Genomic DNA, 16,343 nt, shown 5'->3' on the forward strand with positions numbered 1-16,343 from the left:
ATTTCGACATGCTGATAACTGCTGCGTATTGGTGGATAACGGAGTAATATATTGGCAAGGAAGTCAAAGTTCCTGATAAAAAGCATCGACATCCACAAAAACAGCATCTAAGTTATTTGCTCTCAGGTTATCATGCGAAACTTTGGTTAATTAAGTTAGTGGTAAGTTAATAAATGTGGAGTGGCGTAATGTCGCATGCAACCTGGTTGGAACTGCTTTCGAAGGGTTTACTCTACAGAAAAATAAGACACCTAAATTAAAAACTGAGATAAATTTTAAAAAAAGTATGAAAGTCTATTTCTGCGAGTAAGAGAATAATGAAAATAAATATTACCGGATTTATTGTGTGTGCAATGTTGCTTTTAATAAGCACAGGCTGCAAGCAAGAACAAAATAACACATTGGAATTAAGCGAACAAAAAATACAAGAAACAGTACTCACGTTAAATGATGTTGATTTCGATGAAGAAACAGGAACAATTCAGGCATATAATTCTCGTTATAAACATATCATTATTCCAGACAACTTTGACGGCGTTCCTGTCGTGTCTATTGGTGCAAGTGGATTCGCTGATAAAGCCTTAAGAAGTGTGACGATTCCTGACTCCGTCACTTACATCGATCAGTGGGCTTTTGCAGGAAATGAACTAACTAACCTCATTCTTCCGGATTCCATCACCTCTATAGGTTCAGGCGCATTTTTAAGAAACGCCTTAACAGAGGTGAAGATCTCAAATAAATTAACCACCATTAGTAGTGGTCTTTTTGTTAGTAACGCATTAACCAGTGTAACTATCCCTAATTCTGTTAAGTATATCGACATGGAAGCGTTTGCTAGTAACGCATTGACGAGTGTGACAATCCCCGATTCTGTTATTTCTATCGGGATGAGTGCATTTAATAGAAATACAATTACAGAGCTAATCATTCCAAATTCTGTGACCACTATTGGAAAATCTGCATTTTCTAGTAATGGAATAACGAACCTGACACTCTCGGACTCTCTCTCCACTATTGGTGACTTCGCGTTTTATGGTAACGAATTAACGTCGTTGATAATCCCACAATCAGTGACATCTATTGGTAAAGGAGCATTTTATGAGAATGCTTTAACGAGTGTCACAATCCTTGATGCTATCACTACAATTGGTGACAAGGCGTTTGCTGATAACGCATTAACCAGTGTGGATATCCCTGATTCAGTCACCGCTATAGGACAGCAATCGTTTTATGGTAATGCTTTAACCAGTGTAGTCATCCCTAAATCTGTTACCTCCATTAGCGATAAGGCGTTTTATGGAAATACACTAACGCATGTGACCATCCCTGACTCAGTGGCCCATATAGGCGACCAGGCATTCTACGACAACGCACTAACAAGTGTGACACTACCTAACTCGATCATCTCTATCGGCGATGAGGCGTTTGCTAAAAACGCGCTAACGAATCTAATACTGTCTGAATCTGTCAGTTCTATTGGTGAAAAGGCTTTTTTTGACAATACGTTAACCAGTATAGCCATTCCTCAGTCAGTGACCACGATTGGCAACGGGGCATTTGCTAGCAATATCCTAACAAAGGTAACCCTTCTTGACTCGATAACGCTGATCGGCGACGACGCGTTTGCTAGAAATGCATTAACCAATGTAACCATCCCCAATTCTGTTACCTCGATAGGAAGCAGTGCTTTTTATGATAACGCACTAACCAGTGTGACAATCTCAGATTCAGTTACTTCGCTTGGCAATTGGACATTTGCAAGAAACGCATTATCAAGTGTGACGATTCCTGATTCAGTCACCCGCATTGGTAAGAGTGCATTTTACAAAAATTCGTTAACTAATGTGACGTTTCCCAACTCCGTCATTTCTATTGATGAGGCGGCGTTTGCTAGAAATGCATTAACCAGTGTGACGTTCCCTGACTCTGTCACTTCTATCGGTCCCGAAGCGTTTGCAAGTAATGGATTAAGGAGTGTGACGATTCCCGACTCAGTGACTCTTATCGACAAGCGGGCATTTTATAAAAATACGTTCACCAGTATCGCCATTCCTAACGCAGCCGCCTCTATCGACGAAATAGCGTTTGATAAAAATGTGACGATGACGACCCTGACCGACCAGTAGTCGTTGATCTGTATAGAGGTGCCAATATTAAGCCGAGTCATTGCAATGACTCGGCTTTGTTTTATAAAAACAAACGGATTAACGTTGGTTATTGCTTGGCAAGAGGACCTCAATTCCTGCCTTAACTTATCCCGAGCGATCTGGTGATTGTTTCGGGAGCACTTTAATGTGGCTGGTAACTCATGTTGCAAAAAATGCACGTTTGAACTTGGTTTTTACTGATCGCCAATGTGTGATTGGTGTAGTGGGTGCTTTCTCAAGCAGGTGCTGGAAGTCTTCTGTTGTTGGGATTATTTCACCACCATGGGCGAGCAATAGTCGGTTGGGTGATAAAGCGATGATCTTATTAATTGATTGCCGATAGCGTTTTGGATAGAAAATAGGAAAGGGGGGGATGTAGCGCCCTTTTACTTTTACCATTAAATCTGCAATATAAACTTGGCCGGAGTTCGGATGATAGAGCGATAAGTCACGGTCGGTATGGCCCTGTGTCAATAAGGCCTGCCACTCGGGGAAACCGGGCAAAGGTTCTTGATCATCCAACAGGAAATCGGGTTTCAATTTTGCGTTATACCATAAATTCTGGCGTGGCTTTTTCATTCTTCTAGCCACCCAATTGGCTAGTAATAAATCAGTCCAGTGCATCAGTACACCATCAATCCCTTGATACCATTGTCCTTGCACATTAGCCGCAGCGATTTTGCATCCTGTCATTTTGCGCAGCCGATGGGCTGCGCCTGCATGATCGGGGTGCATGTGGGTGACAACGACCAATTTGAGGTCTTTAATTGGGCGGTTCAAGTTGTCGGAAATGAATTTGAGCAGGATAGGGATGTCAGCGCGGCAGCAACCATCGAGCAAGAGTAGGCCATAGCGGTATTCGACCAGATATATCGACTGGATGTAGCCATCAACTTGGTGCAGTTTCATCTTGATATCCCTATATGGATGAAAAGCGATATTATCTTTGTGTTGTTAAATCATTATTTAATAACTCATCAGACCAATCAAGCAGGAAATGGCTTACATTAGCACGAGGTAGATCAAGCGCATTGGCCACCTTTACAGTGTAAATGGTGAGCGAATATGAATAAATAATTTATGTCATAGCAAAAGAGCCAAGTAGAAAGTAGTGGCATAACCGGATGTTCATTTTATATATCAATGCCTTGCCACTAGCGCGGTTATGCCGGTAAATAGTTACACGATTGAACTGGCGATATACCACATATAAGTAATGAAGATGATCAATAGTAATCCACCACCCACTCGGCTGACTTGATAACTAGCCGTCGTATTACTAGTGAAGCGTTGTTTTGCTACTGCAAACATTAACATCCCACCCAGCACGGCTGTAAGCAGTGCCATCACCGGTAAGTCTCGGCTTAAAATTTGCGGAGGCAGTGTCAAACCATCATCAATAAGGGCAGGGAAAGCAATGACACCTAAGAGATTAAAAATATTTGAGCCGATGACGGTTGCAAAAGCGATGTCATGCATTCCCCGCTTCACAGCTGCAAGAGCGGCGGCGAGTTCAGGTAAGCTAGTGCCAAATGCAATGACAGTTAAGCCAATTGTCAGTTCGCTAATTCCGGCAATGACAGCCAATTCAACGGCTCCCCACACCATCAGCTTTGATGATGTAAGTAAAATAACAAGCATGATGATAGATTCAAGAGCCGCTCGGGCTTTTGAAATGTTGAGGAAATCTAACTCTTCAGGTTCTGAATGCTCATGCTTTACTGAATAGGCGAGATACAGGCAATACACCAGAAGGCCAGAAAGGAGGATCGCACCTTCAACTATGGCGAGTTTTCCATTCAACATTAATAAGCACGACAGCATCATTGTAATGGCCAGTATAGGGTACTCACGCCGGATGAAACGAGAATGGACAAATAAGGGTTTAAACAGAATACAAACCGATATTACTAGGCCAATATTGATGATGTTCGAACCTAGTCCATTCCCTACTGATAGCTCGCCTGCACCATTGATAGCTGCAGTCGCTGAGACTAATAGTTCTGGTGCGGAAGTACCAAAGGCAACTACAGTCATACCGATAAAGGCAATGGATATATTACAGTGCTTGGCAAAGGTGGCGGATGATGCGATAAGCCTATCTGCACTAAAGGATAGGAACACAAAGCCAAGAGTTAATGCAGAAAGTGCTAGAAGAAAAGCGTTCATTAGTCTTACTAGAGGCGAGGGCTATAAAAAACACGAACAACCCCACACCTAGCCCTCGCATTTGGTGTGTGATTGTCCGAGTCTCGCTGGGCTACCTGAAATATTGGTAACTGGTTACGCCATGGCATGTTGCCAAATATGTTGACGTAACCTTTTGCATAAAGTGCAAAATAGCTACTCCCTCAAACTGAGGCGTATTATACGTAACGATTTCAGTCTGACTATAGGTTGTCGTTAAAAGAAATGTAAGTGTTAGTAACTGATAGGGAAGGGTGCAAGCCATGGGTTAGCTTGCACCAATTGATGCTCATTTAGTGTTTGCTGTGATCCATCATTTCTTCTTTCATGTCCTCTGGCATATAGGTTGCTTCTTCTACTTTGACTTCAACCTTAACGGTTCCAGCATGTTTGAAGTTCAGGGTTAATGGGAAGCTTTCACCCAATTGTGGTACTTCTTTTAGGTTAAAAAACATAATGTGATAGCCGCCCGGTTTAAGAGCTTGTGAATCATTGGCAGGGATATCTATTTTTTCTACTTCACGCATTTTCATCATGCCGTCTTCATGCATATGTGCATGCAGTTCGGTTTTCCCTGCGATAGGGGACGAAGCACTGATCAGTTCGTCGCCGTTGTTGCTGTGGTTCATAATATTGAAAAAAGCCGCGGCAACCTGTGAAGTTGGCGGTACTTGTTTTGACCAAGGGTGGTCAATATATAAATCGCCTGCTTTGTATTCATGGGCATAGGCTGAGCTGGTAAGTGCGAATAGGCTTCCTAGTAGAATGCTTTTTATAGTTTTCATTATGTTCTCCAATTGGTGTCATGCCAGTTAAATTTTTTAATTTATTTTGTCTTAAGTGCTGACTCAAGATAATGGTGGAGAATGTTTGGGCGCGATCAGGTATAGCCGGTCAGTAATCTGTTTTTGTTGTGATTGATAATCAGCAAGGTGCACTACAAATTGAATGTCGTGAACAAGCGTGTAGCTACCATTGAAAGATAAGCTCCTACTATCGTGAAGTTTGAAGGTAGGGCAGTGTGAATTGTAGTTTTGGTGATCATCGCTGTGCTGGTGTTTGTTTTTTCGTTCAAGGGCAGAGACCGAGACCCAGCGTAATCCCGCTGATGTACAAATCAGGATTTTTTCACCGGTAAGCCAACCGCTTTGCTTCTCAAAGTAATGTGGATTGAGAACAACAACGGAAGAGAGTAGAGATGATGCGATAAGGGCAGCAACCACCAATAAACTGGTCCATTTTCGACTTGTGTTGTTTGGGCTGGTCAAAGAGTAATCGGACAATGGAATATTGGTCGGCATGAAACGGTATTTGTTATTGTTTTGATGCATGAATACTAGCAGGCAATATCAAGCATGTAATTGTTTTTGTTGTGTGTATGTAGACTTATTGAGATCAAAGTACCATGACAGAATGTTATCTGGCGATGGCACGGCTGCGAATAAGAGAATTGGTGGGCCTACTAAAGTGATAGATTTGAGTATACGCCCATTATAAATAGCTTTTGATAAACTCAATATCACCTTCAGCTAACATATAATAGATAAAATTCTGATCTTGCCATGCTGCATGGGTGAGGAGTGGTTTTTCACTAACCAGCATTGCGTTCAAAACCACTGCTTGATTTTCACCAAAAGCACTGAATTTAGTGATAAATAACCAAATATATTTACCGGCCTCGTCCTCTAAGCAAACAATAGACACTTTTTCATTTTCCCATTGCTGTGTGACCCCGCCCAAGGCATGCAAATTATTAAGTGGTTCGGGAGTGATATAGTTAGTTGGCCATCCTGCTTTAGCAAACCCCTTGTTAATTAAATCAAGGTCTTCCACCACTATATCCATTTCATAAGGTTGGGTAGCAAAGGTGATCATGTCTTGCTGGAAGTGTGCAAAGCTGGGTTTGTCTATTGTCGAGAAGTTAAACCATGATAACACTACCAGCAACATTGAAGCTGCTAGCGCCAGCGGTGCCAACCAAGAGCTGTGTTTTGACGTCGTGCTTTTGGGTTCGTATTGCTTCTTAAGTTGCTCTTTTAGATGAATGGGAATAGCAATGTCATCAAACTGAGCACTGATAGCATCTTCGTTTTCTAAGTGTTTTCTGTACCATACTTTAAGTTCAGGGTTGCTCTCTACTTGGATTAGAGCTTCCGTGATAGGCTTGGTTTCTTCATCAATATCAGGACGATAAAGTCGTAATATCGACTTGATTGTATTGCTGTCCATTACTCTGCTCCTACTTGCTCCAAGCTATCGTCGAAGTCGGTTAAATCTGATTCAATGATCTTGTATAACATTGCTTTACCTCTTGATACTCTAGATTTAACTGTGCCTATTGGAACGCCAATAATATCTGCAATCTCTTGGTATGAGTGCTCCCGCATATACAACAAGATTAAAGGAGTGCGGTAAAACTCAGTCAAACTCGCAATAGCAGCGAGAGCCTTATTTGGGTCAATGCACTGATTATCATGGCATTCCAGCTCTTCTGCTACGTCTTCGGCAATACCTTCATCACTTGTCATCACACTTAACTTCCGCTTTACATGCAGGAACTCCCTGTACAGTGTTGTAAACAGCCACGTTTTTACCTTCTCAGGATCGCGTAACTGGTGTCCTTTCTCTAACCAAATACAAAATGTCTGCTGGGTAAGATCACTGGCATCGGCTTGTGAATTCGTCAGGCTGAAAGCAAAGCGGTATAGCTTTGCATAATACAGATCCACAAGCTGGTTATAGTCATGCTGTGATTGAGAGTGTCTACTCATGTTTATAAGAGGCTCTAAGCGTGATTATTGTTCCATAGGTTTGCTGTAAGCATAGAGCGGATTTGGTATTCAAATTTTCTCACTATCGACATGGAACAATAATTAGACATCTGTCTCTTACCCGTGAAATAAGGATGTTGAAGTACCGCTTGGAAAGGCAGTGGCATGTCTGATTGAATCAACTTGATTAGGTGAAAACATGAAAAATGGTATTCAAGATGCATTAACAGTAGTGGGCATAGTAAGTTTGATTGCATTCTCTGGCAGTAGTATTGCGAAAGATGAAGACAGAAAGAGAATTGAATGCGAAAAACGCGGTGCTTACGATACCAGTATGGATGCAAGGTTTGAGGCACGGGATGATCGGAAAAAATTTGATGTTTCTTTTGAGGCCGCGCCAGGCGGTAAATTTTATTACGGTCAAGTGCTCAATGTATATGTTGATTATGAGAGGGTTGGCTCTATGACGCTTCGTTATGAAGGTTATGACTTGGAAGGTGATCTGGAGTTTGACTCTCATGTTGACAGCCAATATGACGACAGTGTTCCTTTCCCTAAAAACTTCCCGTCAGTTGGTTACGGTACTCACGTGACTATAGGGAGTTATGAGGATGGATATTTGAGCTGTACTCTTTAAAAAAACGCTGTGTCTACTTCGATACCCATGTTTTGGGTATCTGGGAGGGCACAGCGCTACAGGAAATTTATCAGCTCATGAAGTGATAATTAGCTTTTGGTGAAACGGTAAGTCTGAATTTTTTGCTCTTCACCATCAACGAGCGCATAGGTGTCTACCATCCAAACATTCTGACCCGCAAACCCGAGCTCTAAGCGAACCGTTGATGAGTCGAAGTTTTCGTAAATGCTGGCTTGTGCGTTAGTTGGGTAGAAGTTGTAGCGGTTCATATTCTGTTGGAATTCACCAGCAAAAGTAACCGGTACGTTGTTTGCGTTGTCTGTCACTGTAAGGCTATAGCCAGCTTCGGGGGTATAGGCAAAGTTTGCATTAAAAGAGAGTGCCTGTGCTTGATCGCCAACGGTTACATTATTGATGTTGATGCTTGCTTCGGTTGTCTTCACCAAGGAGCCAGAGGCATTTGCAGTTGCATTTACTGGTTGCTCGGTTGCTCCACTCCAAATGTTGACATTCCAGTCTCCGGTGAAGTTATCAAGCTTGTCCCAGTTTTGTGGTTGGGTATTGGTTGTGGTCGCTTGTCCGCCATTACCCATTTGCGCTAGGGCGTCGTTGCGGCTGTCATGGCGCTGATTATCGCGGTTGTTTTGGATATCAGCAGAAGCACCTGCTACACCGCCAGTAACGCCACCCGCGATCGCGCCTTTAACAGCAAGATCCGCTTCGCCTGTTAATGCACCGAGCGTTAAGCCTAGCAGGGCACCACCGGCAGCACCTTGTTTAGTCAATGCATTTGGATCATCTTGATTGTCTGGGTTTACGCAACCTGTAAGAAGAGTCAGGCCGATGATTGAAACAATAGAAGATTTGGCGAATGTATTCATGATGATTCCTGCTGATTAAGATGCTTAAAGGCTGCATCACTTCTGTGATGGCGTTTTGTTATGGCGCTAATTTAGCAACATCAAACTGAATCATTCCTGTATAAATTGAACGGTGTTTTTTAAATTTCAAAATGTAAATTAACTGAAATTTTCAAGCCATGGCTTAAGTGATATGTTACTTAAGCCCTATGTGGTTGATTTTAAAAACGCTGTTTTTAAATACGTGCGTGTTTTTGATTGTAAATGGTTGTGTAGATAGCAAATTTATGCAAAGTAATAACAGTGAATGTAAGGGAATGTTATTGTGTGGAGGCGAGGTGAAAGCCACCGCATATAGCCAGTGGCACAGTTAGTTGCATTGTCGCGGGAAGTGATGGTCTTTTAAGGTGTTGTTTTGGTTGCGTTTTGTGCAGTTAATTGGCTGTCTTGTTCTTTCATGAAGAGTATCAGCTCATCAATGTCATGTTGCGTTAGTTGTAAGTTTGGCATCGGAACTTGGTTGTACTCTTCAAACAATGCGATAGCGGTTGGATCTTTTTCTTCCAGCATTTTATCGGGTTCTTTTAACCAGCGTCGAAGCCATGATTCTTCTCGTCGTGTGGTAACTCCACTAAGGTTAGGACCTAATTTATTTTCTTCTAGCGAGTAAGAATGGCAGGTCACGCACCTTGTACGGTAGAGATAAAGTCCCTGTGATTCTTCATTGAGCTTTGGGGCTTTGTCATATGATGTATGTTGTGTTGTTGATGATGTCTGCCAGTTGTGAAGCCAATCACCGACCATGGCAGCAAGAACGGCTGTATCCTCGTAAGGGGAGCGCTTCATCCATCTTCCCGTTGCTTCGTTACCGATGATCAAGCTGAGATTGTGATCCAACTCGCCGTCATCAGACACTTCTAAGTCATCAATGGTTAATCCGAGCTTAGTTCGAAGTTCATTGATCTCTTCCTGGTTGCCGGTGAGAAAAAACCAACCTGGGCCAATTTGATATTGCTGAGCATAGTCATTGAGCCTTTCTGGAGTGTCATGCTCAGGGTCGATTGATATGGAATAGAAAAAGACATCTTTTCCAACGCGATCACCCAATTTTTTTTGCAGCGCCACTAATCGAGCAGTCTCCATCGGGCAGACGTTCTGACAGCGAGTAAAGATAAAATTGATGAGCACGACTTTGTCTTTCAGTAAATCATCATAGAATTTTACCTTGGTATTGTTATGGGTAATCAGCTCAGTATTCGGAAAGTAATTCTCTCGCCATTTAGCCGCCATTGCCGAAAAACTAACGGTCGCTAGTGACGTTAATAACATAGCCAATAAAGGTAGAGATTGATTTTTTTTCATTAAGAAATCTCCTAGATGGCAACATATTGTTGCCATCTAATTAGGCGTTTATCGGGAGTTTATTGAAGCGGTTAATCGTCGTTGAAATCCTTTTTGGCGTCCACATCCCCTTTCTTGTAGGTAGACAATGTAAAGGAATCGACATAGCCAACACCTTCCCATGTTGGCATTGGGGTTCTGATAGGCATGGTTTGCCCTGGCTTTTCAATATCCCAACGCAGTAACTGGGCATGATCTTCATGTTGAGTGTTGTGACAATGCTCCATATAGCTGCCCATAAACTCCCTGAATCGGATGGCCACAGTGACTTCACGGCTGCTGTCTTTGACATCACCTATTCGATAGATGTCTTTTCTTGCCCATTTTTCCCACTCTGGAGGTTTGCTACCGTCACGACTGAGGATCTGTCCTTCTTCGAAGTGAATATGGATTGGATGACTCCAGCCCCCGCCACCGCTAATGTGCCAGATCTCAACATCCCCGATGTTAGGTGCTGCCGACAGCCTTTTAGGATCGGCTGCAAACCCAGAGCCACCATCTGTTTTGATGGTCCACGGTGCGGAGTCTGTACCGCTGCTTCGACCAAACTCAAAGGAGCGATGTCGGGCGTTGGCTAATTCCGTTTTAGTGAATTTTGGACGCTTGATCATCTTCTGTTTACCTTTGACGAAATCAGCGGGGTTCATGCTGTGGTCGATACCTTCGTAACTCTTAACCCGAAACTCCATGAACTTCCCTACAGCAGGATCACAGGTGTTTCCTTTCTTAAAAGGGTCACTAAATGCTTTGGAACGGCTAAAAGTACTTTCAGGTTCCCGACCATCTTCATGCTCCATTAGGTTGACCAAGTAGATTTTAGTGCCAGGCTCAAATTGGCTGAAATCTATAATGATGTCATAGCGTTCACCAATTGCTTGGGTCGGAAGTTCGCCTTTTTCAAAGAAAACGCTGTGCTCCATGATGTTACCGTCATTAGCAATCATATAGACTGGCACAGGGTCTTTATCCTCGGTCATAACCGCAATTTTCATCCAACGGGAGACGGAAGCATTGAGGAGTCGGAAACGATACTGTCGAGCTCTGACATCCATATAAGGCATGTACTGCCAGTTCACCAACATCCGATCGCCAAGAAAGCCGTCTAGGTTAAATATATTGAAAAACAATTGCCCCTGTTTGTCCCAAGCCTTATCGGCCAGTATTAAATTAACGTCATAATCGCGGTTCCCCCAGTCGAGGTGAGAGCCACTGGGAAAACGAAGATTAACGCCGTCGTTGATATATTCATTACCTCGGTCTAATGAGCTATAGAGGTTCAGACTGGCAGCGTTGCCTTTATAGACATTTTGTGCAGTGAAATCGAGCATGTGATCATGGAACCAGAGTGAGCTCATTGTTTCTCTAAAGTCACCCGGTACTTTCCTTATTCCTCCATTGCCATCTGGGCCACCAGCTCGGTTATCTTTTCCTTTTTTATTGACGTGATCATGTCCCGCCAAAATCATTGGCCAACGATAGTCATAGTATTGGCCTGGAAAATAGAAAGCTTGAGTATACCCATCACTCTCTGCTGGGTTATGGCCATTGTGCTGGTGGGTGGTAATAGTGTGCAGGCCAAAGCCACTGTTGGCTGAGGGTGATATGGGTAACGCATTGTAGTGCCGGAACAATACCGGGTAGCCATAACGCATTTTCAATAACTTTGGTGGAAATGTACCGTCAAAAGTCCATAGCGAATTGGCTTGTTGAACTGGCATTTTAGGGTGAAACTGAGCGGGAATCCCGTTCGTGGTTGCCTTGAAATCATTGCTGAGGTTTGGCTGTTTATCCCAGTTAAAAGTGGAGTGGTAAAGGCCGCCATCTTTAAACTCATCGGATTGATATTGATGAGTTTGGTATTGATCGCGAAAACCTCGATTTACCCGCACGCCAGATTGTGCTGTAACAGTATACTCCTCAGGATAGAACTCGCTCCAACGTTGGTGTGCCCAGTCTATGCCTGGCGGTCGGCCTTCAGCAGGAGGATTGACTAAGCCTAGGCCAAGAACGCTGTTTATTTTATCTTTCCAAGGGTTGTGATCCGACGTATTAGCGTATGAACCAGAATGTGATTTATCCGGAATTGGATACAGGGTTTGTCCCATAAAGTTATCCAATTTATTACCGGCAGGTGATGAGTTTTTATCACTAGGGGTGGGGAAGGGGTTACCTGGATTTGATGAATATGGAAGCGGAATCGTCCCAAACTCTTCCAGTCGATAAAGAGCCTGTGTAAAGGGTTCGGCACCAAATAATGGACTTAGAGACGCCCCCGTGGGGATATCGCATTTAGCCTGCAGGTTACCAGAATATAAAATACATGAGATGATACAAGTTAGGGCTCCTGTTTTCGTTGTTTGATGATTTTTTCGTGTACCGCTTAAATTATTAGTATAATTTGTATTATTCATTTTGAATACCATACAAATAGAGTTGTCGTATTTACGTGTGGATTCGCCTACAGTTGATAGGCGATGAAGAAAGCGTAGCAGAATTAAAAAATGGCACAAATTGTATGGTTTTCTCTGTCGTTGCTAAGGTGTTGATAATTAGGTCGTATTCATCTTTGGTGGTAGCATTAATATATTGTAATGTATGGTTTTTTCTACATTTATTTTTTATATATAAAAAAGAAATAAAAAATCACCTGTAATAATTAAAGAGTTTTATTATTATAAATTTGTTTTTTAAATAATTGCAATTGTGTTTATTCTGTCTAGGTTATTTGTTGATCTAATGAGTAAACCTAAATAAAAGTTATAATTTAATGGTATTATTTTTATGTATTAAATATTTGTCTGTATTTATTTGACTTTATGTTGACAGTATTTGACTAGTTTGATTCATGGTTCGTGAAACTCCTGCACCATAACTGTTAATATCGAATCGATTTTGGGGGCGGTGTCTTTCGTTCAAGGTGACTCAAGTCAATTTTGTATTGCTGCTTTAATAAGTTGATAACCACATCTAACTCTCTTTTCGGGGCTTTGTTATTTACAAGGTAGTAGTAAAGATTGATGGCGCGCTCTTCAGCCATTGATACCTCCAAACAAGAATATTCAAGAGTGCGTTCAGCATAACCATTTCTGTAGTGATGATAATTGCGGTTGAGTGCAAATTACTTTTAATGTGTGATAACAATCTAAGCGGGGTAACGCAATTTATAATTTCGTTCTAAGCAGTGACGGCTACTGATGCCTTTAACACCACTGATATCTCATTTTCACAACTTTCACAATTTTAACATTTAAATGCAGTTTTATTTGATGCAACATCGGTATGACAATAAAACCTGATGCTTATGTGTCGAGCCTGATACTACGGTGTCAGGTCACCAATAATCAGACGTTCTAAATGAGAAGGAGTACTCAATGCGTTCAATGATCAAAAAAGGGATTATCTCTCTGGCACTGGCGGTTTCTTTACCCGTTGCTGCGGCTAACTACACCATAGGTACTGGTAGCCAAAGTGGGACTTACTACCCTTTAGGCGGTTTGCTGGCCAAGGTTTGGAGTGAGAATATCGAAGGTTTCAATATGCGCGCTGAAGTGACGGCGGCATCGGTAGAAAATGTTATTAAAGTGTCGACCCAGCAGCAACTTGCTGGTATCGCAATGGGTAACGTTGTACAACAAGCCTATCGAGGAACAGAGCCGTTCCCGCGCAAGATGGATGTCTCTGTGTTGTTTGCACTATATCCCAATGTTGTTCAGTTCATGGTTCCAGCAAATTCAGACATCAAGTCCGTTGCGGACTTAAAAGGTAAACGTGTTGCGCTGGGTGCGCCGGGCTCAGGTACGCGTGTGAGTGCGCTGAACATTTTGAAAACCTTGGGCATTGAAGAGGGTGACGTGCGCGGTCAAGCACTGAATTATACCGCGACCACTGAAGCGCTGGCTAACGGTCAGATTGATGCCGGCGTAATTGTGGGTAGCCTAGGTGTAGGTGCAATCACAGAGTTAGCGCTGACGCGTGATATCCGTATTTTGTCATTCAGTGATGAAGAAATAGCGAAAATCAACCAAGACAACGCTTCATACAGCGGTTTGGATGTTGATGCTGACAGTTACCGTAATGTTCCTGCCTTCCAGGCTCCAGCCGTTTGGAATGTACTTGTGGTAAAAGGGGACCTGGATAAAGACTTAGCGTACGAGATGACCAAGGTGGCTTTCGATAACATCGATCAGATCCGCCAGTCTATCGGCGTAACCAAGTTCACTACTGTTGAAAACATGAACAAGTTGGCAGGTATTCCACTGCACCCCGGCTCTCAGCAGTTCATGGATGAGAAAAAATAAATAACCGAAGTAAAACCTATCGGCATCGATGGTTGAAGTAATACCCCCGAAGTCACTCGGGGGTACATAACATTGCAGTTTACAAGGAGTTCGCAATGACCCATTCTTCGGCGTTAAATCACAGGATAACTGAGCGTTTAATGCAATTGGCAGCGGTTGCCGCCGTTGCTTTATCAGTGTTTCAAATTTGGCAGGGACTGACCGCCAACCTCTCCGCTCCTGTATTTCGCCCTGTCCACCTATGCTGGATCCTCGCACTGGTCTTTCTCGTGAAGCCTTTGGTGAAAGTGGACAACCGTTTCTACTTGCCTGCAAGGCTGGTTGATTTATCCATGGTATTGGCCACCCTGTGGGCTGCACAGCATATCGTCCGTTTTGACTATGATGACATTGGGTTCTTACTTGATGGGCTAGGGACTAATGATATTCTGGCGGGCTCTATTTTGATTGTGACCTTGTTGGAAGCAACACGGCGAACAGTCGGTATAGTCATGGTGGTGATTGCCGGATTCTTCTTGTCTTATGCCATGTTTGGCGACATCTTACCGGCCAGTGTGGCAAGCAAAGGCTTTGCACTGGATGAGATCATCCGTTTCCATATTTATTCCACTAACGGTGTGTTTGGTGCGCCACTGGCTATTGCAGCAGGGGTGGTATTTATTTTCGTGCTGTTCGGGGCTTTTTTACAAGTGACCGGAGCCGGACAGTTTTTTATTGATGCGGCGTTTGCTGTTGCGGGTAAATATCGTGGCGGCCCGGCGAAAGCGAGTGTGGTTGCTTCTGCGGCATTAGGGTCTATCTCGGGATCGGCGATTGCCAATACGGTGACCACTGGTGCTTTGACAATTCCAATGATGAAAAAGCTGGGCTATAAGCCTGAGCAAGCGGCAGGTATTGAAGCTGCAGCGTCTACTGGCGGGCAAATTATGCCACCAGTGATGGGGGCGGGTGCCTTTGTCATGGCCCAGTTTACCGGTATTGCCTATAGTGAAATCTTACTGGTTTCGATTGCCCCGGCCATTTTATATTTCGGTTGTACTTTGCTCTATGTTCACTTGATGGCCTGTAAGCTCGGCCTCAAAGGTATGGATAAAGTCACGCAGCTGAAAATAGTGATGAAGCAGGGATGGCATTTCATTGTTCCATTAATTTTGATCACCAGCTTATTGTTAATGAGCTACTCGCCAGTGCTGGTTGGTATTGCGGGTTGTAGTGCCATTTTGGTTGCGGCGATGTGCCGGAAACACAGTCGTATAAGTCTTCGTCTTTTCCTTGAAGGGATGAAAGAAGGGGCGCTACTGGCATTGCCTATTTCTGTTGCCTGTGCCACTGCCGGTATTGTGGTTGGGGTTGTTGGCCAAACCGGTATTGGCCTGCAGTTTACCCAGTTCCTGATGGCATTATCTGGTGGCTATTTGTGGTCGGTAATGGCGTTAATTGCTGTAGCTGCGGTGATTTTGGGAATGGGCTTACCAGTAACCGCTGCCTATATCGTGTTGTCAATTATGGCGGTGCCTGCGTTGACTGAGCTTGGATTAAGCATTCTGGCCGCGCACATGATCGTGTTCTGGTTGTCGCAAACCTCAAATGTAACCCCACCCATTGCCTTGGCTGCGTTTGCCGGTGCAGGCATTGCCGGTGCTTCTCCTATGCAATCAGCGGTGCAAGCATTCAAGTTGGCGCAGGGCTTCTTCCTGATCCCGTTGATGATGGCATTTTCACCGCTTATCTATGATGGCGAGAACTTGTTTGGCTTTATGTTCGCGATAGTGACCACCATCGCGCTTATTGTCGCCTTTGCTGGCGCGATTGAAGGGCGGTTGATAAAGCCGCTGTCAGTCGTGGAGCGCTTGGCATTGCTGATGGTGCCATTTGCACTGATTTTCAGTGGATTAGCGATTAAATTGGCAGCCGTTGCTGTAGTGATTGTGATTTTGTCACTTAACGCATTTCGCCGCAGGGAAAGTAGTGCGACGTCAGTATAGAGGCTAGACACAGTCAAAATGAAACAAAGGGGGGAGGTGAGGTGGCTTCCCCCTTAT

The 16,343-nt window shown here is 43.5% G+C and carries 14 protein-coding genes and 1 riboswitch; of the genes, 4 read left to right on the plus strand and 10 right to left on the minus strand.

What is annotated here, in order from left to right:
* The first annotated feature begins 317 nt into the window (after positions 1–317).
* Positions 318–2,126: a leucine-rich repeat domain-containing protein gene (locus tag ACVA53_RS12615; protein WP_446505291.1), complete on the plus strand. Its 1,809-nt coding sequence runs from the start codon at positions 318–320 to the stop codon at positions 2,124–2,126.
* A 180-nt stretch (positions 2,127–2,306) separates the two neighbouring features.
* Here the strand turns inward: ACVA53_RS12615 and ACVA53_RS12620 are convergent, their stop codons facing one another.
* From ACVA53_RS12620 to ACVA53_RS12645, 6 genes are all read right to left on the minus strand, one after another.
* Entirely contained in the window at positions 2,307–3,056 is a 750-nt protein-coding gene (locus tag ACVA53_RS12620) for an MBL fold metallo-hydrolase (RefSeq protein ID WP_446505292.1), read from the minus strand.
* 270 nt (positions 3,057–3,326) lie between these two features.
* On the minus strand, positions 3,327–4,316 hold the full coding sequence (locus tag ACVA53_RS12625) for a calcium/sodium antiporter (protein ID WP_255043204.1): 990 nt from the start codon (positions 4,314–4,316) through the stop codon (positions 3,327–3,329).
* 5 nt (positions 4,317–4,321) lie between these two features.
* Positions 4,322–4,498, minus strand: a riboswitch (yybP-ykoY riboswitch).
* Between the two features lie 129 nt (positions 4,499–4,627).
* Complete coding sequence (locus ACVA53_RS12630; RefSeq protein WP_255043203.1) at positions 4,628–5,119, minus strand: copper chaperone PCu(A)C; 492 nt, start codon at positions 5,117–5,119, stop codon at positions 4,628–4,630.
* A gap of 63 nt (positions 5,120–5,182) precedes the next feature.
* A complete protein-coding gene (locus ACVA53_RS12635; protein ID WP_255043202.1) occupies positions 5,183–5,665 on the minus strand; it encodes a hypothetical protein in 483 nt (160 codons plus the stop codon).
* Between the two features lie 160 nt (positions 5,666–5,825).
* Positions 5,826–6,563 carry a hypothetical protein gene (locus tag ACVA53_RS12640; protein WP_446505293.1) on the minus strand — a complete coding sequence of 246 codons (738 nt, stop codon included), beginning with the start codon at positions 6,561–6,563 and terminating at the stop codon, positions 5,826–5,828.
* Positions 6,563–7,105, minus strand: coding sequence for an RNA polymerase sigma factor (locus tag ACVA53_RS12645; RefSeq protein WP_255043200.1), 543 nt, complete (start codon positions 7,103–7,105; stop codon positions 6,563–6,565). Before ACVA53_RS12645 ends, ACVA53_RS12640 begins: the two co-directional genes overlap by 1 nt.
* Before the next feature lie 199 nt (positions 7,106–7,304).
* Between ACVA53_RS12645 and ACVA53_RS12650 the strand changes: the two genes are divergently transcribed.
* Positions 7,305–7,742, plus strand: coding sequence for a hypothetical protein (locus tag ACVA53_RS12650; RefSeq protein ID WP_255043199.1), 438 nt, complete (start codon positions 7,305–7,307; stop codon positions 7,740–7,742).
* Between the two features lie 89 nt (positions 7,743–7,831).
* Here ACVA53_RS12650 and ACVA53_RS12655 read toward each other — a convergent pair whose 3' ends face one another.
* The 4 genes from ACVA53_RS12655 to ACVA53_RS12670 all read right to left on the minus strand — a co-directional run bounded on the left by ACVA53_RS12655 (position 7,832) and on the right by ACVA53_RS12670 (position 13,040).
* A complete protein-coding gene (locus tag ACVA53_RS12655; RefSeq protein ID WP_255043198.1) occupies positions 7,832–8,623 on the minus strand; it encodes a hypothetical protein in 792 nt (263 codons plus the stop codon).
* Positions 8,624–9,004: 381 nt separating this feature from the next.
* Positions 9,005–9,964, minus strand: a complete 960-nt coding sequence (locus ACVA53_RS12660) for an SCO family protein (RefSeq protein WP_255045314.1) — start codon at positions 9,962–9,964, stop codon at positions 9,005–9,007.
* A gap of 71 nt (positions 9,965–10,035) precedes the next feature.
* Positions 10,036–12,108 (minus strand): multicopper oxidase family protein, encoded by a 2,073-nt coding sequence (locus ACVA53_RS12665; protein ID WP_255045313.1) that lies wholly within the window; start codon positions 12,106–12,108, stop codon positions 10,036–10,038.
* Between the two features lie 770 nt (positions 12,109–12,878).
* Positions 12,879–13,040, minus strand: a complete 162-nt coding sequence (locus ACVA53_RS12670) for a hypothetical protein (RefSeq protein WP_255045311.1) — start codon at positions 13,038–13,040, stop codon at positions 12,879–12,881.
* Between the two features lie 334 nt (positions 13,041–13,374).
* On the opposite strand from ACVA53_RS12670, the gene ACVA53_RS12675 reads away from it, so the two are divergent.
* Together ACVA53_RS12675 and ACVA53_RS12680 are read left to right on the plus strand one after the other, a co-directional pair.
* Positions 13,375–14,301 carry a TAXI family TRAP transporter solute-binding subunit gene (locus ACVA53_RS12675; protein WP_255045310.1) on the plus strand — a complete coding sequence of 309 codons (927 nt, stop codon included), beginning with the start codon at positions 13,375–13,377 and terminating at the stop codon, positions 14,299–14,301.
* A gap of 95 nt (positions 14,302–14,396) precedes the next feature.
* Positions 14,397–16,286, plus strand: a complete 1,890-nt coding sequence (locus ACVA53_RS12680; protein WP_446505294.1) for a TRAP transporter permease — start codon at positions 14,397–14,399, stop codon at positions 16,284–16,286.
* Positions 16,287–16,343: the final 57 nt, after the last annotated feature.

This window comes from Photobacterium sp. DNB23_23_1 (assembly GCF_052873815.1).